The 19,959-nt window shown below is 74.8% G+C and carries 19 protein-coding genes; 12 read left to right on the top strand and 7 right to left on the bottom strand.

Going from position 1 to position 19,959, the window contains the following annotated elements; all coding sequences use genetic code 11:
* Window positions 1–38: 38 nt before the first annotated feature.
* On the bottom strand, window positions 39–218 hold the full coding sequence (locus AMK13_RS29385; protein ID WP_074004811.1) for a hypothetical protein: 180 nt from the start codon (window positions 216–218) through the stop codon (window positions 39–41).
* A gap of 124 nt (window positions 219–342) precedes the next feature.
* Between AMK13_RS29385 and AMK13_RS43060 the strand changes: the two genes are divergently transcribed.
* From AMK13_RS43060 to AMK13_RS29365, 4 genes are all read left to right on the top strand, one after another.
* Window positions 343–1,365 (top strand): ankyrin repeat domain-containing protein, encoded by a 1,023-nt coding sequence (locus AMK13_RS43060; RefSeq protein ID WP_074004810.1) that lies wholly within the window; start codon window positions 343–345, stop codon window positions 1,363–1,365.
* 97 nt (window positions 1,366–1,462) lie between these two features.
* Window positions 1,463–2,227: an ABC transporter ATP-binding protein gene (locus tag AMK13_RS29375; protein ID WP_074004966.1), complete on the top strand. Its 765-nt coding sequence runs from the start codon at window positions 1,463–1,465 to the stop codon at window positions 2,225–2,227.
* A 5-nt stretch (window positions 2,228–2,232) separates the two neighbouring features.
* Window positions 2,233–3,624, top strand: a complete 1,392-nt coding sequence (locus AMK13_RS29370; protein ID WP_074004967.1) for an FtsX-like permease family protein — start codon at window positions 2,233–2,235, stop codon at window positions 3,622–3,624.
* A 213-nt stretch (window positions 3,625–3,837) separates the two neighbouring features.
* On the top strand, window positions 3,838–5,112 hold the full coding sequence (locus AMK13_RS29365) for a sensor histidine kinase (RefSeq protein ID WP_074004809.1): 1,275 nt from the start codon (window positions 3,838–3,840) through the stop codon (window positions 5,110–5,112).
* 51 nt (window positions 5,113–5,163) lie between these two features.
* Here AMK13_RS29365 and AMK13_RS29360 read toward each other — a convergent pair whose 3' ends face one another.
* On the bottom strand, window positions 5,164–5,832 hold the full coding sequence (locus AMK13_RS29360; protein WP_074004808.1) for a response regulator transcription factor: 669 nt from the start codon (window positions 5,830–5,832) through the stop codon (window positions 5,164–5,166).
* 215 nt (window positions 5,833–6,047) lie between these two features.
* Between AMK13_RS29360 and AMK13_RS29355 the strand changes: the two genes are divergently transcribed.
* On the top strand, window positions 6,048–6,476 hold the full coding sequence (locus tag AMK13_RS29355; protein ID WP_049654197.1) for a MarR family winged helix-turn-helix transcriptional regulator: 429 nt from the start codon (window positions 6,048–6,050) through the stop codon (window positions 6,474–6,476).
* A gap of 17 nt (window positions 6,477–6,493) precedes the next feature.
* Window positions 6,494–7,921 carry an MFS transporter gene (locus AMK13_RS29350; protein ID WP_074004965.1) on the top strand — a complete coding sequence of 476 codons (1,428 nt, stop codon included), beginning with the start codon at window positions 6,494–6,496 and terminating at the stop codon, window positions 7,919–7,921.
* 360 nt (window positions 7,922–8,281) lie between these two features.
* On the opposite strand, the gene AMK13_RS29345 is transcribed toward AMK13_RS29350, so the two are convergent.
* Entirely contained in the window at window positions 8,282–8,812 is a 531-nt protein-coding gene (locus AMK13_RS29345) for a DUF5959 family protein (protein ID WP_198959461.1), read from the bottom strand.
* 256 nt (window positions 8,813–9,068) lie between these two features.
* The gene (locus AMK13_RS29340) at window positions 9,069–10,064 is read right to left on the bottom strand and encodes a ScbA/BarX family gamma-butyrolactone biosynthesis protein (RefSeq protein WP_079272588.1); all 996 of its coding nucleotides are present in this window, start codon (window positions 10,062–10,064) and stop codon (window positions 9,069–9,071) included.
* A 461-nt stretch (window positions 10,065–10,525) separates the two neighbouring features.
* Here AMK13_RS29340 and AMK13_RS46090 point away from each other — a divergent pair, with 461 nt between their 5' ends.
* Window positions 10,526–11,239 carry a ScbR family autoregulator-binding transcription factor gene (locus tag AMK13_RS46090; RefSeq protein WP_074004807.1) on the top strand — a complete coding sequence of 238 codons (714 nt, stop codon included), beginning with the start codon at window positions 10,526–10,528 and terminating at the stop codon, window positions 11,237–11,239.
* A gap of 292 nt (window positions 11,240–11,531) precedes the next feature.
* Window positions 11,532–12,386 carry an AfsR/SARP family transcriptional regulator gene (locus AMK13_RS29330; RefSeq protein ID WP_074004962.1) on the top strand — a complete coding sequence of 285 codons (855 nt, stop codon included), beginning with the start codon at window positions 11,532–11,534 and terminating at the stop codon, window positions 12,384–12,386.
* Window positions 12,387–12,511: 125 nt separating this feature from the next.
* Here the strand turns inward: AMK13_RS29330 and AMK13_RS29325 are convergent, their stop codons facing one another.
* Together AMK13_RS29325 and AMK13_RS29320 are read right to left on the bottom strand one after the other, a co-directional pair.
* Entirely contained in the window at window positions 12,512–13,021 is a 510-nt protein-coding gene (locus tag AMK13_RS29325; protein WP_079272587.1) for an SgcJ/EcaC family oxidoreductase, read from the bottom strand.
* 34 nt (window positions 13,022–13,055) lie between these two features.
* The gene (locus tag AMK13_RS29320; protein WP_074004806.1) at window positions 13,056–13,775 is read right to left on the bottom strand and encodes a TioE family transcriptional regulator; all 720 of its coding nucleotides are present in this window, start codon (window positions 13,773–13,775) and stop codon (window positions 13,056–13,058) included.
* Window positions 13,776–13,921: 146 nt separating this feature from the next.
* Between AMK13_RS29320 and AMK13_RS29315 the strand changes: the two genes are divergently transcribed.
* On the top strand, window positions 13,922–15,076 hold the full coding sequence (locus AMK13_RS29315) for an erythromycin esterase family protein (protein ID WP_074004805.1): 1,155 nt from the start codon (window positions 13,922–13,924) through the stop codon (window positions 15,074–15,076).
* Here AMK13_RS29315 and AMK13_RS29310 read toward each other — a convergent pair.
* Window positions 14,989–16,110, bottom strand: coding sequence for a LysR family transcriptional regulator (locus tag AMK13_RS29310; protein WP_074004804.1), 1,122 nt, complete (start codon window positions 16,108–16,110; stop codon window positions 14,989–14,991). The two genes, AMK13_RS29315 and AMK13_RS29310, sit on opposite strands and share 88 nt — an antisense overlap.
* A 71-nt stretch (window positions 16,111–16,181) precedes the next feature.
* Here AMK13_RS29310 and AMK13_RS29305 point away from each other — a divergent pair, with 71 nt between their 5' ends.
* From AMK13_RS29305 to AMK13_RS29295, 3 genes are all read left to right on the top strand, one after another.
* Entirely contained in the window at window positions 16,182–16,847 is a 666-nt protein-coding gene (locus AMK13_RS29305) for a maleylpyruvate isomerase family mycothiol-dependent enzyme (protein WP_074004803.1), read from the top strand.
* A 141-nt stretch (window positions 16,848–16,988) separates the two neighbouring features.
* Window positions 16,989–18,113 (top strand): PP2C family protein-serine/threonine phosphatase, encoded by a 1,125-nt coding sequence (locus AMK13_RS29300; protein WP_049659093.1) that lies wholly within the window; start codon window positions 16,989–16,991, stop codon window positions 18,111–18,113.
* A 411-nt stretch (window positions 18,114–18,524) separates the two neighbouring features.
* Window positions 18,525–19,850 (top strand): MFS transporter, encoded by a 1,326-nt coding sequence (locus AMK13_RS29295; RefSeq protein WP_074004802.1) that lies wholly within the window; start codon window positions 18,525–18,527, stop codon window positions 19,848–19,850.
* Window positions 19,851–19,959: the final 109 nt, after the last annotated feature.

The following is a 19,959-nucleotide window of genomic DNA, read 5'->3' as shown; positions in this document are numbered from 1 at the left end:
GGCGTGGTGAGGGACGGGGAAGCGGGGGCCGGGTGCGGTTACGGCGAGCGGCGGGATGCGCCCGCCCGGCTGGAGGAGCAGGCCGTCGCCCGGGAGCAGCCGCGGACGAAGGTGCCGCGCACCCCGCCGGGCAGCAGCCCGCCGTACGGGGCCGGCAGCTCGCACACCTCCGCCTCGGTGGGGCCGAAGCGCGGCTCGGGCAGCAGGTCGATGGTCACCGGATCATGATTCCCGGTCGGGCGGGCCCGGCGGGAGGCGGGGGCGTAAAAGGGGAGGGCGTGCCCGGCTCCGGCGGGCTTAGGGTGCGCCGGTGGAGGCTGTGCGGCGAGGGGGAGTCGGCGGATGACGACGGACGGGCGGCTGGTGGCGGCGGTACGGGCGCGGGATGTCGACGGCGTGTGGGAGGCACTCGCCGCAGGCGCGGATCCGAACGCCCGCGATGCGGACGGGCTGCCCCTGCTGTGGGCGGCCGTGAACGGGTTCGACCACGAGGTCGCCGGTGTCCTGGTCGACCACGGTGCCGATCCGGACCGTCCGCTGCCCGACGGGACGACCCCGCTGCTGCGCGCGGTGGACCTCGGTTCGGCGGCGCTGGTCGGGGCGGTGCTGGGGAAGGACCCGGCGCTGCGGTTGCCCGCCGACGCCCGTGAGCACCTGCTCGCCCTGGCCAGGGCCTGGTACGAGACGGGGACGGAGGAGGAGCTGCGGCGACGGACCGGGGCCGTGGGGCCGGCGGAGCGGGTGTGGGTGACCGAGCAGTACGCGGACGTCGAGCAGGTCTCCCTCGGCGGGCTGACCGTGCGCGCCGGGCACGGGGCCGTGCTGACCGGGCTGGAGTGGCGGTTCCGCGTCCTCACCCCGGTCGACGAGTTGGTGGCCAGGGCCGTCCGGCACCGGGAGCCGGGGCACGTCGGGCAGCAGGCCGTCCGGTTCGTGCTCGGGGAACGCCGAAGTCGGGAGACCTGGTCGGCCCTGACGGCCCACCACCGGCACCCCGACCCCGCGCACCGCCGCTTCCTCGCGGCCTTCCTGTGCGACGCCCCGCTCCTGCGGATGGGGCACGCGGTCGAGTACGAGGCGGAGGAGACGGAGCTGCTCGTCGCCTGGGCGTCGGCCGAGCAGGACGGCGGGGTGCTCGCCGAGGTCCTCCGAGCCCTGGGCGGTCGTGAGCATCCGGAGGTGGAAGCCGTCGGGTTGCGGCGCGCCGCCGCGTCCGTCCTGGCCCCGTCCGCCGACCGGACGCCCGAGGTCGCCGACGCCCTGGCGGCCCTGCTGGACGTGGACGACCGGCCGGTGCGCCTGGAGGCGGCCTACGGCCTCGCCCTCCGGGCCTGGGAGGCCCGAAGCCGGCCCGAGGGGACGTAGCACCACCTGCGGGGTTCGGTTTTCCGAACCCCGGATTCGGGTGCCAGCACAATCGATCTCCCGGCCCCGGACGCCCACGATGGAGGGCATGAACGGGATGACGACAGCCGCCGCCACGGCGGCGCACGACGGGGTGACGGACGCGGCCCTGAGCGCGGTCGGGCTGCACCGGCAGTACGGGCGGGGCACGGCGGCCGTACAGGCGCTGCGCGGGGTCTCGGTGGCCTTCGCGCCGGGGACGTTCACGGCGGTGATGGGGCCGTCGGGCTCCGGCAAGACCACCCTGCTGCACTGCCTGGCCGGGATGGACCGTCCGACCGGGGGCACCGTGCGGTGGGGCCGCACCGAGGTGTCCGGGCTGCCCGAGCGGCGGCTGGCGGAGCTGCGCCGCACCCGGGTGGGGTTCGTGTTCCAGGCCTTCAACCTGATGCCCGCGATGACGGTCGGGCAGAACGTCGAGCTGCCCGGCCGGCTCGCCGGGCGGCCGCCGGAGCGGGCCGCGGTGCGGGAGGCGCTGGCCCGGGTCGGGCTGGCCGGGCGGGAGCGGCACCGGCCCGGGCAGCTGTCGGGCGGTCAGCAGCAGCGGGTGGCGATAGCCAGGGCGCTGGTCTCCCGGCCGGAGGTGCTGTTCGCCGACGAGCCGACCGGCGCGCTGGACCGGGCCACCGGGCAGGAGGTCCTCGGCCTGCTGCGCTCGGGCGTCGACACCGACGGACGGACCTGCGTGATGGTCACCCACGACCCGGTCGCCGCCGGGTACGCGGACCGGGTGCTGCTGCTGGCCGACGGCCTGCTGGTGGACGAGCTGACCGCGCCGACGGCCGCGCAGGTCGCCGAGCGGCTGAGCCGGTTGGGCGGGTGAGCACGATGAGCAGTCCCGTACTGAGCCTCTCGGCGGGGCAGATCCGCCGCCGCCCGGCCTCCTTCGCCGGGCTGGGGACGGCGCTGTTCCTGGCGGTGGCGGCGGTGACGCTGTTCGGGTCGCTGGTCGCCGCACAGGTCACGGCGCCGGCCGCGGTGGCGCGCACGGCGGTGTCCGGGCCCGGCCTGGTGCTGATCGCCGGGGCCTTCGGCGAGATCGCCGTCCTGGTCGCGCTGTTCGTCGTGGTCAACGCCCTCGGCTTCACCCTGCGCCAGCAGCACCGCGACCTGGCGCTGCTGCGCACCGTCGCGGCGACACCCCGTCAGGTCCGGCGGGTGGTGCGCGCGCAGGTGGTGGCGACCACCCTGCTGGTGTCCGGGCCGGGCGGCCTGGTGGGCTTCCTCGCCGCCCGGGCCTTCCTCGCCGCACTCCAGCGGCGCGGCATGGCCGCACCCGGGCTGCGCATACCCGGGGCGCCGGTGCCGGCGCTGATCGGGCTCGCGGTGGCGCTGCTGGTGGGCCTGGCGGCCAGTGCCGTGGCGGCCCGCCGGATCACCCGGCCCGCCCCGGCCGCCGCACTGACCGAGGGCGCGGGCGGGCCGCGGCGGACGCCCGTGCCGCGGGTGCTCGCCGGGCTGGCGGTGCTCGCGGGTGGTGGGCTGCTGCTACGACTGGCGGCGAGCCGGCCGGCCGGAGAGCTGGACAAGGCGGGGCAGGCCGCGCTGCTCGGATCGCTGGTGCTGCTGGTCGCGGTCGGACTGCTGGGGCCGGTGGCGGCGCGGGTCCTGGCGGCGGTGCTCGGCGCCCCGGCGCGGGTGCTCGCGCCCCGGGCGGGCTGGCTGGCGGACGCCAACCTGCGCGGCTACGCGGCCCGGCTCTCCTCGGCGGTGGTGCCGGTCGCGCTGCTCGTCGGGCTCTCCGGCACCCTGCTGGTCCTGACCGGCACCGCCGAGCACGTCGTCCGGGCGACGGGCGCCGCGACCAGCGTCACCAAGCAGAGCGACATCTGGCTGCGCGAGGCGGAGCTCGGGATGCTGGTCTGCTTCGCGGCGGTCTCCACGGTCAACACCCTGGTGGCGCTGACCGCCGACCGGCGCCGCGAGTTCGCGCTGCTGCGCCTGGTCGGGGCGACGCGGCGGCAGCTGCTGCGGATGCTCGGCGTGGAGGCGGTCCTGACCACGGCGATCGGTGTGCTGCTGGGTGCGGCGGTGGCGGCCGCGGCCTCGGGGGCGTTCAGCCTGGCGGTGACGGGCTCGGTGGTGCCGGTGGTGCCGGGCGCGGCGTGCGCCTGGGTGGTGCTGGGGGCGGTGGTGCTCACGGTGCCGGGGATCGTGGGCACGGGGCTGTGGGCGGTCGGCGGTTCGGCGGTGGAGATGACGGGCGGGGAGCGGGGGTGAGGCGGAGGAGGCGGAGGCCGGCGTCCACGGCGGGTGGGCGCGGGGTCGGTGCCATGGCTGTCCGAGGGGCCGTGCGGACAGAAGGGCAGGTGGATGCGGTGGTCCGGGCGGGTCCTGGTGGATGCTGGGGGCCGGTCGGCGGCTGAATGCCGGTCGGTGAGTGCTGGTCAGTGATTGTCGGTGGGTGTCGGTGGGCGAGTGGTGAGGTGGACGGTGGCTGAGCGGCGGCGGTACCGGTCGGTGCGCGGTGGTGAACTGGCCTTCGCGGTGCTCGGGTTGCCGCTCGGGGTGCTCGGCGGCGTGTACGCCGTCGCCGTCCTCTACGCGGGGGCCTTGCTCTCGCTCACCGTGCTGGGCCTGCCGTTCGTGGCGGCCGCGCTGCTCGGGGCGAGGAGGCTCGGCGGGTTGCACCGGTGGCTGGTCGGGCGGCTGCTCGGGGAGGAGGTGCCCGCACCGCGGCCACTGGCGCGCCCGGCCGGAGTGATAGCGCGCGGCCGGGTGGTGCTGACCGATCCGGTGGCCTGGCGGGCGCTGCTCTACCTCTTCCTCCGGCTGCCGCTGGGCGTGCTCGGCTTCCTGGCCGTGGTCGGGCTCCCGCTCGGAAGCGTCTGGCTGGTGGGCTTCCCGCTCTGGGTGCGGATGATGGAGCCGGGCCCGAGGTCGATCGGCCTGCTGGACCTGGGCGCGATCCCGATCGGCCTCGCGGTGCTGGTCGCCGTACCCGCCGCGGTGCAGGCGCTCGGAGGGGCGAACCGCACGCTGGCCCGTACCCTGCTCGGGCCGGTGCGCTCGGACCAGCGGGTGCGTCAGCTGGAGAAGGCCCGGTCCATCCTGCTGGCCGAGGGCACCGACCGACTGCGGCACCTGGAACGCGACCTGCACGACGGCACCCAGGCGCAGCTGGTCGCGCTCGCCATCACGCTGTCGCTGGCCGACGACGTGCTGGGGGCGGGCGCGCCGCCGGTGGGCCTTCCGCCGGTGGGCCTTCCGGCCGAGGGTGGCTCGGACGGGCTCGACCTCGGGCGGCTGCGGACCCTGGTGGACCGGGCCCGTGGGCAGGCCGAGGACACCATCACCGGTCTGCGCCGGCTGACCAGGGGCATCCACCCGGTGGCGCTGGAGGGCGGGTTGGCCGAGGCGCTGCCGGGGCTGACCGCCACCTCGCCGGTGCCGGTCGACGTCCGGCTGGACCTTCGGGAGCGTCCGGAGGAGGCGATCGAGCGGGCCGTCTACTTCTGTGCGGCCGAACTGCTGACCAACGTGGCCAAGCACAGTGGCGCGCGGTCGGTGGAGCTGAGCGTGAGCGCCGCCGAGGGGAGGGTCCGGCTGACCGTGCGCGACGACGGGCACGGCGGCGCCGTGATCGGTGCGGGTAGCGGGCTCACCGGCCTGGCCGAGCGGCTCGCGGTGCTGGACGGGACGCTGCGGGTGGACAGCCCGCCCGGCGGGCCGACGGCGGTCAGCGCCGAACTGCCCGGCCGGCTCTGACGGGCGGCCACGGCCCGGGCGGTCGGGGTCGCCGTCCCGGGAGGTGCTACCTCAGGAAGAGCCGCTCTCCGCGAGGTAGGCGAGCACGGCCTTGACCCGCCGGTTGTCGGCGTCGGTCGCGGGCAGGTCGAACTTGCCGAACACGGCGGCCACGTGCTTCTCCACCGCCCGCTCCGAGACCACCAGCAGCGTGGCGATCGAACGGTTGGAGTGCCCCTGCGCCATCAGCTCCAGCACCTCCCGCTCGCGCGGGGTGAGCGCGTCCACCCGGCTGCGCCGTCCGCCGTGCAGCAGACCGTTGACGATCTCCGGGTCGAGGGCCGTGCCGCCTGCGGCGACCCGGTGCAGCGCGTCGACGAACTCGGAGGTGCGGGCCACCCGCTCCTTGAGGAGGTAGCCGATGCCGGAGGCGCCGTCGGCCAGCAGCCGGGCCGCCCAGGCGGTCTCGACGTGCTGGGAGAAGACCAGGATGCCCACCTCGGGCAGGGTGGCCCGGATCTCCACGGCTGCTCGGATGCCCTCGTCGGTGTGGGTGGGCGGCATCCGGATGTCCACCACGGCCACGTCGGGCCGGTGCCCGGTGACGGCGGCGATCAGCTCGGGTGCCGTCCCGGCGGTGGCGACCACCGCGCACCCCCGGGCGGTGAGGAGTTCGACCATGCCGTCCCGGAGGATCACCGAGTCCTCGGCGAGGACGACGCGGAGCTGCTTGTCGATCATGCCGTCATTATCCGGGCCCGCCGCCGGGCCGGGGCACGGGTGGTGGAGGGCCCGGTCCACCCTCAGGAAATCTTCAGTCCAGACTGGACAGTCCAGACTGATGAAATTACCGTGGAACCGTGACCGAGAAACGAACCGCCAGTACCGACCCCGCCGACCCCGCCGGGCCCGCCGGGCCCGCCGACCCCGCCGGGCCCGCCGGGTCCGCCGAAACCGTGGTTCCCGACAGCGCGGCGCTGGCCGCCCGTGAACTGCGCGCCGTCTTCAGCCGGCTGCGCCGCACCCTCCGGGAGGCGAGCGGCACCAGCGACCTGACGCCCTCCCAGACCGCCGTGCTCAGCCGGCTGATCAACGACGGTCCGGCCTCCGCCAGTGCGCTGGCCGCCGCCGAGCGGGTCCGTCCGCAGTCGATGGCCGCCACCCTCGCCGCGCTGGAACAGCACGGACTGGTCGGGCGCCGTCCCGACCCCGAGGACGGCCGCCGTCAGGTGGTCAGCCTCACCGAGGTCGGCCTGGCCCGGGTCGCGGACAGCCGCCAGGCCCGTGAGGAGTGGCTGACCCGGGCCATGGCGGAGCACTACACCGAGGCCGAGCGTGCCACCGTGCTGGAGGCGCTGGCCCTGATAGACCGGCTGAACCGGTGACGACCGGCCCGGCCGCCCTGCTCGCCCGACTCCGGCCGCGTCGTCGGCAGCCCGCCCCGGACGACGGGTTCAACCGCCGGCTGATCGCGCCGATGGTGCTCGGCTCGGTGCTCAACCCGATCAACTCGTCGATGATCGCGGTGGCCCTGGTGCCCGTCGGCGCCGCCTTCGGCGCGCCGCCCGCCGAGACCGCCTGGCTGGTCACCGGGCTCTACCTGGCCACCGCCATCGGCCAGCCGGTGATCGGGCGGCTGGTGGACACCCACGGCCCGCGCCGGCTCTACCTCGCCGGGACGGCCCTGGTCGGCCTCGCCGGACTGCTCGGTGCGCTCGCCCCGTCGCTCGGAATGCTGATCACCGCCCGGGTGCTGCTCGGACTGGGGACCTCCGCGGCCTACCCCGCCGCGATGCACCTGACCCGCAGCGAGGCCGAGCGGACCGGGCGGTCCAGCCCCACCGGGGTGCTGACGGTACTGGCCGTCGCCAACCAGACCGTCGCGGTGGTCGGCCCCACCCTCGGCGGTCTGCTGATCGGCGCGGGCGGCTGGCGGACGGTCTTCGCCGTCAACGTCCCGCTGTCACTGGCCTGCCTGGCACTCGGTGCGGCCCGGCTGCCCGTCACCGCCCGCCGCCCGGACCCTGCCGACGGCGGGGAGCGCCCCGGGCGTGCGGAACGCCTCGACCACCTCGGGATCGCGCTGTTCGCGGTCCTCCTGCTCGCCCTGATGCTGTTCCTGATGAAGCCCGGCCCTGCTCGCTGGTACCTGCCGGTGCTCGCCCTCCTGGCAGCCGTCGCCTTCGCCCTCCGCGAGCGGCGGGCCCGTGCCCCCTTCATCGACCTGCGGGCGCTCGGCGGCAACCGCCCGCTGATCGCCACCTACCTGCGCCAGGTGCTCGGCTACACCGCCATCTACGCCTTCCTCTACGGCTACACCCAGTGGCTGGAGGAGGGGCGCGGCCTGTCCGCCGCCACCGCCGGACTCGTGCTGCTGCCGCTCTCGCTGACCGCGCTCGCGGCCGCCGGGGCCAGCGGCCGCAGTCCGGGCGTCCGCGGCAAACTGCTGGTCGGCTCCGCCTGCCAGATCGCGGCCTGCGCCGCCCTGCTGCTGGTCCACGCGAACAGCCCCGGCGCCCTGCTGATCGGAGTCGGCGTGCTGGCGGGCGTCTCGCAGGGGCTGATCGGGCTCGGCACCCAGACCGCCCTCTACCACCAGGCGGACCCCGCCGCCATCGCCTCGGCGGCCGGGCTGCTGCGCACCTTCATGTATCTCGGCGCCATGGCGGCCTCCGCCGCGAACGCCGCCTTCTTCCCGCACGGCGCCACCACGGCCGGGCTGCACCACCTCGCGCTGTTCATGCTCGGCGGCGCGGCCCTGCTCTTCCTCCTCACCGTGCCCGACCGTTCGCTGGGGCGGCTGGGAACACCTCCGCGGCAGCGGAAGTGACGGCCGATCCGTTCGCCTGGACGTACTGACCGCGACGGTGGGTGACGGGGCTCAGTGAGGGCCTTTCCGGCTCGGTGCGGACTGCGACACCCGCACCGGCACCCGGAAGGCCCTCACGCCACACCGTGACCACCGCCGACCTTCACCGGACGCTGCCGCCTTGCCGACCTCCCACACCCGGACCGCGCCACCGGGCACCCGGTGCGGCGCTACGAACGCGCCGCACCGGGTGAGACGGTCGGGTTGCACCAGCTCGCGCTGGTCATGGTCGGCGGTGCGGCCCGGTCTTTCTTCTCGCTGTTCCCGACTGATCGTCCGTGCGGCTTGGAACGCTGGCGCAGTATTAGAGGTGACGATCGATCAACTCTCGTCGGGCAGGTTTCCGCGCCAGGCGTGGATGCCCGGGGAGAGTTCGACCACCTCGGCCGGGTAGGCGCTGCGGACGAGGCGGAGCAGGGTGCGTTGCTCGGCCAGCCAGTTCGGTGCGGGGGAGAGTACGACCCGGAGGGTGACGCCGGATTCCTCCGCGTCGGAGACGGTCACCCAGAGGCCGCCGGGGCGGCCGGGTTCGATGCGTAGCTCCGGTCCGTGTTCCTCGTCCAGCCAGCGGACCGCGGAGCCGCGGCCGAGTCGGTCCAGGGCGGTTTCCCACTGCCTGAGGTGGCGGTCGGTCACCAGGGTGACGAACTGTCCGCGTACCGAGTCCGCGGTGACGGTGATCTCGCAGTCCAGCCAGTCGTGTCCGAGCAGCGAGCCCGGCGCGTGCCGTCCGAGGACGCGTACGCGGACGTTCCGGCCGCCGGTCCGTCCGTCGCAGCCGGGGGCGTCGTCGGTGCCGGGGCGGTCGGCGAGTCTTATCAACTCGTTCTGCTGCGAAGGGACTTCACTCACGGCGGACTCCTGTTGGCAGCGGGATCCAGGGGGTGACATCCTCGCGCAGGTGTTCGCCCCGGTGCCAGTCCGGGAGCGGGGCGTTCCGGCCGGGGCTGGCCCGTGGTGGGCCCCCCGGAATCGGCTGGTGCCCGTGGCCGCAGCCCCCGCGGGCGTCGTCGGCACGCGGACGGCCCGCCGGACCGGGAGGGTCGGGCGGGCCGTTCGGGTGCTGCGAAGGGGTACTCCGGAGGTCGGTGCGGCGGCGGTCGTCGGGTCAGCGGTGGTCCGGGTGGCCGGTGAGCACGGTGGTGAAGATCGGTTCGCCGTGCTGGTGGCCGGTCACGGTGGTGGTGAGGGCGTCCGGGTCCCCGCCGGGGGTGTGCTGGGCGGTGATCGTGGTGGGCGCGTCGTGCTCGGCGTACCGGTGGAAGGTGGTGGCCGCGGCGGTCGGTGTGACGGTGGCCGGGCTGCTCAGCGCGTTGGCCGCCTGTCGGGCCGCCTCCAGCAGCACCATGCCCGGGATGTGGTCGTTGGCGTGGTCGAAGAGGATCGGGTGCCAGAAGTCGGGGGTGAGGTGCCAGGTGCCGGGGGCGTCCGCCGGGGCCAGGAGGACGTCGCACGGGCGGAGCCGGCCGACCCGGGCCGGCGGGAGCGGCTCGGCGGTCACGGTCGGCGCCGCCGGGAGCTCGGCGGAGTGGCGGCCCCGGCGCAGCCGCTGGTAGGTGGAGTCCGGAACGGTGGTGAAGCGGGCGTAGCCGGTGGCGGCCAGCTGGGCGCCCCGTCGGACGACGGTCTCCAGCGTGAAGTCGACGGTGGTGCCGGAGCGGCGCGGCTGGGCGAGGAGCTGGACCTCCAGGGTGAGGTCGGTCGGCGCCGCACCGATCAGCAACTGCCGCGACCGGGTGGTGTAGTCGAGGTTCCACATCATGAACTTGTGGTCGAGCGGTACGCCGAACCGGGTGTGGGCGAGGTAGAGCCCGGCTTGGCGGATCGTTTCAGCAGCTTGGATCGGGTCGTGCCGGGTGCCGTCCGGGGTGCTGAAGAAGGTGTGCGCCCGCGGCCACTGCGCGGTGACGGCGAAGGTGGTGTCCGTGAGCTGTTCGCTGCCGGTGAGGAAGACCTCGGCGTGGCAGGCCCGGTGGACGTACTCCTTGGCGACGGTGCTGGTCAGGCGAGGCGCCGGGGCTGCTGCGGCCGGGCCGGGGATCGTTCCGGAGTCCGTGCCGGTGGTGAGGACGGATGCGGGCGTACGGAAGGCAAGCAGAGTCATGGGGAGCGCTCCGAAAGGCCGTGACGGGCGGGGTGGGCTGCTCAGGGCTCGTAAGATACGTACCTACCGGTTTGGTTTTCAAGGAGCCAGAACAAAGGTTCGTCGGCGGCCGAGCGTGGTCGGACGGGCACGGTGGGTGGGTGTCGATCACTGCCCGGAGATCGGCTCCGACGGGTGAACCTCGTTGACCTGTGGGGATGTCGACGCATGGGCTTGACAGGTTCATGGCCATTATGTGGTCGTTCGTTGCCACCCCGGCCACAAGTGAGAGCTGGCGTTCCGGTTAAGGGGGCTGGCGGTGAGATGTCGGCCATCTGTTCGTCTCATACCGTCTACGCGGTTTTAGTCCGCTCGAGAACGGCCCTATGTGACCTGGGACGCAGGGATCCCCGCCGACCTCGGCGGGTAAGATACGGGGTGTTTGGTTTTGTTTGCCGAGCGTTTCGGGTGGGGTGGTTGCGGTGGTGCGACAGGAACGGGCGGTCCGGACGCGTCGGCTGATCCTGGAGGCGGCGGCGTCGGTCTTCGACGAGTACGGGTACGAGGGGGCGACGATCGGTGCGGTCGTGGCTCGCGCCGGAGTGACCCGGGGCGCGGTGTACTTCCACTTCGCCTCCAAGCGGGAGCTCGCCCAGGGGGTCGTCGAGGAGCAGTTCGGCCGGGACGAGATTCCCGAACGGCACTGCAAGCTCCAGGAGTTCGTGGACCTCGGGATGGTGGTCGCCCATCTCATGCCGCGCGACCCGGTGTTGAGCGCCGGCGCGCGGCTCTCCCTCGGCCAGGACGTGTTCGGCGACTTCAGCGGCGGCGCGGCGCCCGGCTGGATCCAGCGGGCCGAGACCGTGCTGGAGACGGCCGCCCGGCGCGGCGAACTGCTGCCCCAGGTGGTGCCCGCCGAGACGGCGTGGCTGGTCACCGGGGCCTGGACGGGCGTGCAGATACAGTCCCAGAAGATGTCCGGCCGGTCGGACCTGGAGCGCCGGGTCGCCTCGCTGTACCAGCATGTGATGCCCAGCATCGCGGTGCCCGGGGTGCTGGCCACGCTCGACCTCGCGGCGGACCGGGGCGGCCGGGTGGTCGCGGAGCTGGCGGCGGCCCGGGCGGCCGAGGCGGAGGCCGGGGCGGCTGCGGGCGGGGCGGCCGGGACGGGTGCGGGCGGGGCCGGTCCGGCCTGAGCCGGGGTGATCCGGGCGGGCTCCGGGCGGTTCCGAGTGGTTCGCGGGGGTCTCGGGCGAAGCCGTTCGAGGCCGGACCGGCGGTCCGGTGTCCTACTCCCACGGGCTTGCTCCGCCCAGAAACAAACAGCGCGTTCGGTTTTGTATTGACAAACCGTCTGTCCTGTTTTTGGATAGGTGTCGGGTGCTCGACCGACCTTCCAGCGGACCTGCGCGGACGGTGAGCAGCGGAGCGCCCGCCCGACCGGCGGCCGTCGGGGCCGCCGATCCGTCTGGATGTGGGGTGGTCGTCGTGGAGATCCGCGTGCTGGGGGTCTTGGGGGTCCGACTGTGCGGGGTTTCGGTGGTGCCCTCGGCGCCGAAGCCTCGACAGGTGCTCGCCCTGCTGGCGTTACGGGCCGACCAGGTCGTCCCGGCGAGCGTCCTCGCCGAGGAACTGTGGTCCGGCCGTCCGCCGCGCAGCGCCCGCACCACCGTGCAGACCTATGTGCTCCAACTGCGCGACCTCATCGACCGGGCGCTCGCCCAGGGTGACGGCGGCCCGGGAGCCTCCTGCGCGAAGGACGTCCTGGTCACCTCGGCCGGCGGCTACATGCTGAACAGCGGTGGCGGGCTGGTCGACCTCCAGGAGTTCGACCGCCTCGCCGGGCACGGCTACCGCGCCATGGACGGCGGCGACTTCCCGCTCGCCGCCCGCCAGTTGGGCGAGGCGCTCGCGCTGTGGCGCGGCCCGGCCTTCGCGGACGTCCCGGTCGGCGGCCAACTCGCCGTCGAGGTCAGGCGGTTGGAGGAGACCCGGCTCTGCGCGCTGGACCAGCGGATCGAGGCCGACCTGCGCCTCGGCCGGCACCGCGTACTGCTCGCTGAACTCACCGTCCTGGTCGACCGCTACCGCACCCACGAGAGCCTGCACGGCCAGTACATGATCGCGCTGCACCGCTCCGGCCGCCGGGGCGAGGCGCTGGAGGCCTACCAGCGCCTGCGGAACACCCTGGTACGGGAGTTGGGCATGGAGCCGTCCGCGGCACTGCGGCGACTCCAGCGCTCCATCCTGCTCGCCAGCCCGGAACGCCCGGACCAGGAGCAGCCGGGTGTGTTCGCCGAGGGAGCAGTCGCCCGAACCGCCCGCCTCACCCGGGTCGGCTGAGCCCGGCCCGCGACGTCGCCGCCCGACCGCTCCCGACCACACCGGGCGGCGACGGGCAGCGACGGGCAGTGACGGGCGGCGCGGGGTGGCGGTGGAACCGGTGGCCGGCCGGCGGGCGGCGTCGGTCAGTCGGTGAGCACGCGGGTGTTCTGGCAGGCGTGCAGCAGCCACCGCCCGTCGTCCTGCCTGGTCATGACGTACAGCGGTGCACCCTCCGAGCCGCCGTCCGCGTCGCCGCTCGCCGAGTGGTAGACCTGGCGGACCTTGACGGCGGCCACGTCGGGGCGGAGGAACTGGATGTGCACCGGCTCGTACGTGACCCGGCCGTCCCAGGTCGCGGCGGGCAGGACGGCTCGGGTGAACTCGGCGATCGCGTCCAGGCCGAGGAGGACCTTGCCGTGCGCGGTGGTCCAGAGTGCCTCGGGGTGGAAGAGGGCGAGGAAGGCGTCCGGGTCCTTGGCATGTTGGGCGCGCTCGACGGCGGCCACGACCTGCTCGATGGCCGCGATCTCCGCGAGCTCGGTGTCGGAGGGAGCGGTGTCGGAGGGAGCCGCGTCGGAGGGACCGGCGTCGGAGGGGGCGCTGCCGGAAAGGGCGGTGTCGGCGGGCGCGGGCGTTGCGGATTCGGTGTTCATGAGGATCACCCTGGGACCTCAAGTTCCCTTGAGGTCAAGCCCGTCGGGGCACCTCGGGACGCAGCGCCAGGTAGGTGTCGAGGCGGGCCGAGGCGGTGAGCATCGCGAGCCCCCGGGTGGTGAGGCGCTGTTGCCAGCCGTCGAGGGCGGCGGCCAGTTCGCCGGTGCCGCCCGCCGTGCGGATCTGCCGCAGCACGGTGGCGATGCGGTCCAGCAGGTAGCCGCCCCGGCGGAGCAGGTGGGCGAGTTCGGCGTCGCGGACGTCGGCCGGGAGGTAGCGGCGGTGGCCGGTGGCGCGGTCCCGGGCGGGGGTCAGGATGCCGGCGGCCTCCCAGGCCCGCAGGGTCGCGGGGGTGACACCGAGCCGGTGCGCGACCTCGCCGACGGAGCGGGGGCCGGGCAGCGCGGGAAGGGCGGGGCCGGGCGTGGCGCCGTCGCTCAGGTGGCCGACGGCCGTGCGGACGGCGGCGAGGGTCTCCCGGTCGCGCAGCAACTGGGCGTGGCCCCGGTCGAGTTCGGTGAGGGCGTCGCCGAGCCGGTCGGCGTGGACGGCGGTCATGACCGAGCCGGCGGTCGCGTGCCCGTACGCCGGGACGAGGGCGAGGTAGGCGCGCAGGGCGGCCGCGTGCGGCTCGGTGTAGATCCGGTACCCGGTGGGTGTGCGGTCGGCGGGCGGGAGGTAGCTGTCGCGTTCGTAGTTGCGGATGGCCTGGGTCGAGATGCCGTGCTCGCGAGCGAGGTCGGCGGGTCGCATGGTCGTCTCCGTTCGGGGTCGGGCGGGCGTTCGGAGTCGGCCGATGGTTCAGGGCCGTTTGAGGCTTTCGGCCACAGTTGGGCAATGCCTGGGCGGTGGTGGAGGGAAAAGTTTCAACCGTTCCTTCAAGGATACGCTTGAGGCTCATGAACCAGGACATCAACGATTTCGTCCCCCCGGCGTGTGAGCTTCTGGGCCTCGGTGAGCCGACGCACCAGGAGCCGGCGTTCGGGCGGGTCCGCAACGAGCTGTTCGCCCGGCTGGTCGACCGGGGTTTCCGGTCGATCGCCCTGGAGACCGACCGGGTGGCCGCGTTCGCCGTGGACGCCTACGTCCGGGAGGGTGTCGGCACCCTCGACTCGGCGCTGGAGGAGGGCTTCACCCACGGCTTCGGGGAGCTCGAGCCCAATCGCCGACTCGTCGCCTGGATGCGGGAGTTCAACCGGGACCGGGCGTCCGGTGCGCAGCTGTCCTTCCATGGCTTCGACATCCCGACCGAGAACACCAGTGCCCCCAGCCCGCGCCGCTACCTCGAATTCGCCCGCGACTACCTGGGGCTCGACCTCGACCTCGCCGGGGTGGCGGGCGAGGACGAGCGCTGGAGCCGCACGGAGGCGGTGACGGATCCGGCCCGGTCGCCGGGTGACAGTACCGAGGCCGCGCGGCTGCGCTGCCTCGCCGACGACCTGCTCCTCCAACTCCACATGCGGGCACCGGCATTGATCGCCAAGACCTCGTCCGCCGAGTGGTACGCGGCCCGCACCCGGCTGACCGCCGGGATCGGACTGCTGCGCTACCACGCGCAGTCGGCGGTCCGGGGCCTCGACCAGAGCGCCCGGATCAGCGCCCTGTCCGGCGTGCGGGACGCGCTGATGGCGCAGAACCTCCTCGACATCCGCGCGATCGAGGCCGAGCGCGGACCGACCCTGGTCTTCTCCCACAACCTGCACCTGCGGCGGAACCCGAGCGCCTGGTCGTCGGGCGAGCTGGACTGCCGCTGGATCGGCGCGGGCCACATCGTGGGCACGCTGCTGGGCGAGCGGTACGCCTTCGTCGCCGGGAGCCTGGGGCGCAGCGAGGCGATCGGGCTGGCCGAGCCGGCGCCGGGGACGTACGAGGCCCACCTGCAGGGGCGGGGCGCGGCCTGGGAGTTGACGGACACGGCGCTGCCGGCCGGGGTCCGTACGCGCACCGACACCGTCCTGCGGCAGGGCTACTTCCCGCTCGACCGGGAGGTGCTCGACGGCGCGGCCGCGCTGCTGCACATCGCCGACGGCGCGGCGGTACCGGCCGGAGCCTGAACGGGGGCCGGAGCCTGAGCGGCGGCCGGCCCCGGGTAGGCCCGCCGCAGGTGGGCCACCAGGGCGGCGGTCGGCGGTGCGGCGGGCTGCCCGGTCGGCCAGGTGAGCGCGATCCGGACCCGGGGGACGGGTCCGGTGAGCGGGCGCACCCGCAGACCGGGCAGCGGGCCCGGGTCCGGCAGGACGGCGATGCCCAGCCCGTGTGCGGCGAGTTCGGCCAGCTGCGGTGGCGCGGCCGCCTCGACGCCGACCGCCGGATCGACACCGGCCTCGGCCAGGGCGCACTCCAGCGCGGTGCGCAGACCGGTGCCGCGCGGGGTGCTGACCAGGGCGTGCCCGGCCAGCTCGGCGACCGGGAGCGCGCTCCGGTCCGCACCGGGGACACCGGGGCCGGCGCCCGAGCCGGAGCCCGGACTATCGGCGGAACCCGGGCCCGTACCCGCCGCGAGCGGGTGCTCCGACGCGCAGGCCGCGACCAGCGGGACCTCCAGCACGGTGTGCAGCGCGAGCCCGGTCAGCGCCGACCAGCCGTCGTCGCCCTCCCGCCCGCTCGCCGGGGCGGGCAGGCCGACGACGGCGAGGTCCAGCCGGCCGTCGCGCAGGGCGTCGAGCATCCGCGCGGTGGTGTCCTCGGTGAGCGAGAAGTCGATGCCGGGGTGCTCCTGGCGGAACGCCGCGAGCGTGGTGGCGAGTCCGGGGAAGGTCCCCAGCTCGGCCGGCGGGGTCAGGGCCGCCCCGGCGACCATGCCCAGGCGCACGTGCCCGCGCCGCAGCCCGCCGAACTCCTGGGCCGTGCGGCGGGCCGCGGCCGCGGCGGCGAGCGCCGCCCGGGCGTGCGGCAGTACCGCCTCGCCGACCGGGGTGAGCCGCACGGTGCGCCCCGAGCGGTCGAACAGCGGGTGGCCCAGCTCCCGTTCCAGTTGCCGGATCTGGGAGCTCACCCCGGGCTGGCTCAGGTGCAGCAGCTGCGCGGCCCGGGTGAAGCTGCCGTGCTGGGCGACGGTGACGAAGTACTGGAGCTGCCGCAGTTCCATAACTCCTGATCATAGGTGCCAGAACTTCCCGGTCTTGGACGGGCGTACGGTTCCGGCCGCAGGCTGGACGCATGGAAACCGTGCCGCAGGACCAGGACGCCGGGCAGATCCGGTGGATCCGTGCGCAGATCGCGGCCGAGCGCCGCGAACTCGCCGCCGTGTTCGCCGCCTTCACCTGGGAGCAGTGGAACTCGCCCTCGCTGTGCGGGGGTTGGCGGGTCCGCGAGGTGGCCGCGCACCTGAGCACCGGCTTCCGGCACTCGACGGCGCGCACGCTCCTCGAACTCGCCCGCTCCGGCGGCAACGTCCACCGGATGGCCGACCGGATCGCCCGCCGTGACGCCGCCGCCCTGAGCGAGCGCGAACTCGTCGCCGCCATGGCCGATCACGCCGACCACCCCTGGCGCCCGCCGGTCGGCGGCCGGATCGCGGCGCTCGCCCACGACGCCGTCCACGGTCTCGACATCACCGTGGCGCTCGGGCTGCCGGCCCGGCTGCCGGTGGCGCGTACGACCGCCCTGCTGGCCGGTGTCTCACCCCGCACGCTGCGGTTCTTCGGGGCGCGGGTGGACGGGGTCCGGCTGGAGGCGACGGACGCGGAGTGGTCCTACGGGCACGGTCGGCTCACCGTGGAGGGGCGGGCGGAGCACCTGCTGCTGGTGGCGTACGGGCGCCGGGTGCCGGAGGGGCTGCTGGCCGGGTCCGGCGCGGGACGGTTCACGGCGGGCGGTGCGTAGCGGGCGCGTGAGCGGTGCTCCACCGGCGGGAGGTGTTTCTCGGCCACCGGCGAGGTCGGCCGTCATGCGGGCCTCCGGGGCCGGTGGCTACGATCGGAAGGAGTACTTCCGGATGGTGGTGAGACGGAAGCCAGGTCGCCGATGGCCCCGAGGTCCGTGCAGTGGCCGCCGTACGTGCGGGTCGCGCCGTGGTTGCTGACCGTCGGCGGGCTGGTGTGGAACGCGCTGGACCCGACCGACTACTGGGGCGATCCGATGCTGGCGGCGGCCGCCGTGCTGGCGGGGGCGCTGCTGATGCTGGGGGACACCGTCGCGGTGGGGGCGGCCAACGCGCTGGGCATCCTGGTGCTGTCGGCCCGGGACGGGTCGCTCGGGACCCGGGCCGGCTTCCTGGAGCTGGGGAACACGGTGTTCGCGGCGCTGCTCGGGATCGCGGTGAACCGGGTGGTGGCCCGGCATGGGCGGCGGTTGGAGCGGGTGCGGTCGGTGGCCGAGGCGGCGCAGCGGGCGGTGCTGCCGGAGCCGCCCGCGCGGGTGGGGCGGCTGTCGGTCGCGGCCTGCTACCGGGCCGCCCAGGACGAGGCGCTGATCGGCGGGGACGCGTACGCGCTGCAGGTCACCCCGTACGGCGTGCGCGGGCTGATCGCCGATGTGCGGGGCAAGGGGCTGCACGCGGTCGGGGCCGTGTCGGTGCTGCTGGGCGCCTTCCGGGAGGGCTCGCACCGGCTGCCGGACCTGGTCGCGCTCGCGGACGCGCTGGAGGACTCGCTGCTGCGGGAGAGCGAGCGGATGAGCGAGGAGCTGCGCTTGGAGGGGTTCATCACCGCGCTGCTGGTGGAGTTCCCGCCGGGGGAGGAGAGCGTGCGCACGCTCGACTGCGGGCACCCCGGCCCGTACCTGCTGGGCCCCTACCCGCCGGGCGGGGCCGCGCCCCGGGTGCGCCGGCTGGACGCGGCGGACCCGGGGCTGCCGCTGGGGATGGGCGGGCTGGGCGTGGCGCGTCCGCTGCCGGAGGGGCGGCCGTTCCCGGCCGGGTGCACGCTGCTGCTGGTGACCGACGGGGTCACCGAGGCCCGGGACGCGGCGGGGGAGTTCTACGACCCGGTGCTCGGCCTGGCCCCGCTGGGGCCGTTCACCGGGCCGGGGGAGGTGCTGGACGCGCTGGTGGCGGACGTCGAGCGGTGGACGGGCGGGCCCCGGGACGACGACATGGCGGTGCTGGCGATCACCCGCCGTGCGGAGCCGGGGGCGGACAGTCGGCGCTGAGGGTCGAGGGCGGCGGCCGGTGGACCGGTTCGCGCCGGGGGCGGCTCGTATCCGCCCTGTGATCCCCTTCTACGGCTCGCTTCGGTCACGCCGGTATCACGATGAGGTGACGGTAGGGCTGCACTCCATGGAATCCGGCCAAGTTGAGCGCCTCCGTCCGGTGGCCGGAAAGGTCCCGTCCGAATAGCGGACGTCGAAATGGACCGGCGGGCCCCGGGGTGATCAAGGTGCCCGTCGGGCCGCGCCGCCTTGGCCGAGGGGCGCCGTCGGCGGCGCGGCCGCGCGGGACGCGTCCATAAGGAGCGCGCAAGGGTCCGGCGGGCGAGTGGCGGGATTCGGCCGACCTGCGGTCCGTCCGGAAACGGACCCGGTGCTTGCCCGGTGTCGAAGGGGTGACCGAGAGTCGCACCAATGAACGAGAAGCCCAGCTCCCGCCAGGCCCGTCTGCTCGGCCACCGCGATTTCCGGCTCCTGCTGACCGGAGCCGCGGCGGCCCAGACGGGCACTCAGGTCACCCTGGTGGCCCTTCCCTTGGTGGCGGTGATGGTGCTCGACGCCACGCCGTTCGAAGTCGGCCTGCTGACCGCCGCCGAGACCGCCGCCTTCCTGCTCATCGGCCTCCCTGCGGGCGCCTGGCTGGACCGGATGCGCAAGCTGCCGGTGCTGATCAGGGCCGACGTGGTGCGCTGCCTGGCCGTGGGGTCGATCCCGCCGGCCGCCGCGCTCGGCGTGCTGACCATGCCGCAGCTCTACCTCGTGGCACTGGTCACCGGGGTGGCAACGGTGTTCTTCGACGTCGCCCACCAGTCCTTCCTGCCCGCCGTCCTGCCGCGCGAGCAACTGGTCGGCGGCAACGGAGCGTTGGAGACGGTCCGCTCCTCGGCGCAGATCGCCGGGCCGGGCCTCGGCGGCGGGCTGGTCCAGCTGCTCGGGGCGCCGCTCGCCATCGTGGCCGACGCCTGCGGCTACCTCGTCTCCGCGCTGCTGCTCGGCCGGATCAAGGTCGAGGAGCAGCGCCCGGAACCCGAACCGGGGCGCTCGCTGCGGGCCGAGGCCGGGGAGGGCGTCCGGTTCGTGCTCGGCCACCCGCTGCTGCGGGCGATCGCGACCGCCACCGCCACGTCCAACCTGTTCTCCGCCGTGCTGACCGCCGTGCAGACGGTGTTCTGGGTACGGGTGCTCGACCTGTCGCCGGGCGCCATCGGCGTGCTGCTGTCGGTCTCCGCCCTCGGCGGACTGGCCGGCGCGCTGTGCGCCGGGCAGCTCGCCCGGTGGATCGGGCAGGCCCGGCTGATCTGGCTCTCCACGCTGGTGACGGCACCGTTCGCGATGCTGTGGCCGCTGTCCGGCGGCGGCGCTGGCGTGGTGCTGTTCGGCCTGGCCTCCGGGGTGGTGCTGTTCGGCGCGGTCGCCTACAACGTCGCCCAGGTCAGCTTCCGGCAGAGCCTCTGCCCGCCGGAGCTGCTCGGCCGGATGAACGCCACCATGCGCTTCCTGGTGTGGGGCACCCTGCCGATCGGCGCCCTGGTCGGCGGCGTGGTCGCCGACGCGGCCGGGCCGCGCGCCGCGCTCTGGGTCTGCGCCGTCGGCTTCCTGCTGGTGCCGCTGCCGCTGCTGCTCTCCCCGCTGCGGCGGATGCGCGAGCTGCCGGACCCGGACCGTACGGCGGGGCCGGGCGCGGGCGAGGGCGCGGACGTCAGCGAGGAGGAGAGCGCCGTGAGCCCGGGGGTGTCCTGACCCGCCTGCCTGTCTGTCTGCCCGTCTGCCTGCCCGCCTGCCCGTAGCAACCGGACCTGAGCAACGCCCCGATCGATCACCTCGACCGATCCCGACCGATCCCCGACCC

The sequence above is a fragment of the Streptomyces sp. CB02056 genome (assembly GCF_001905545.1).
Classification (GTDB): Bacteria; Actinomycetota; Actinomycetes; order Streptomycetales; family Streptomycetaceae; genus Kitasatospora.
The sequence above is the reverse complement of the archived record's forward strand: the minus strand, read 5'-3'. Positions and strand labels throughout refer to the sequence as shown.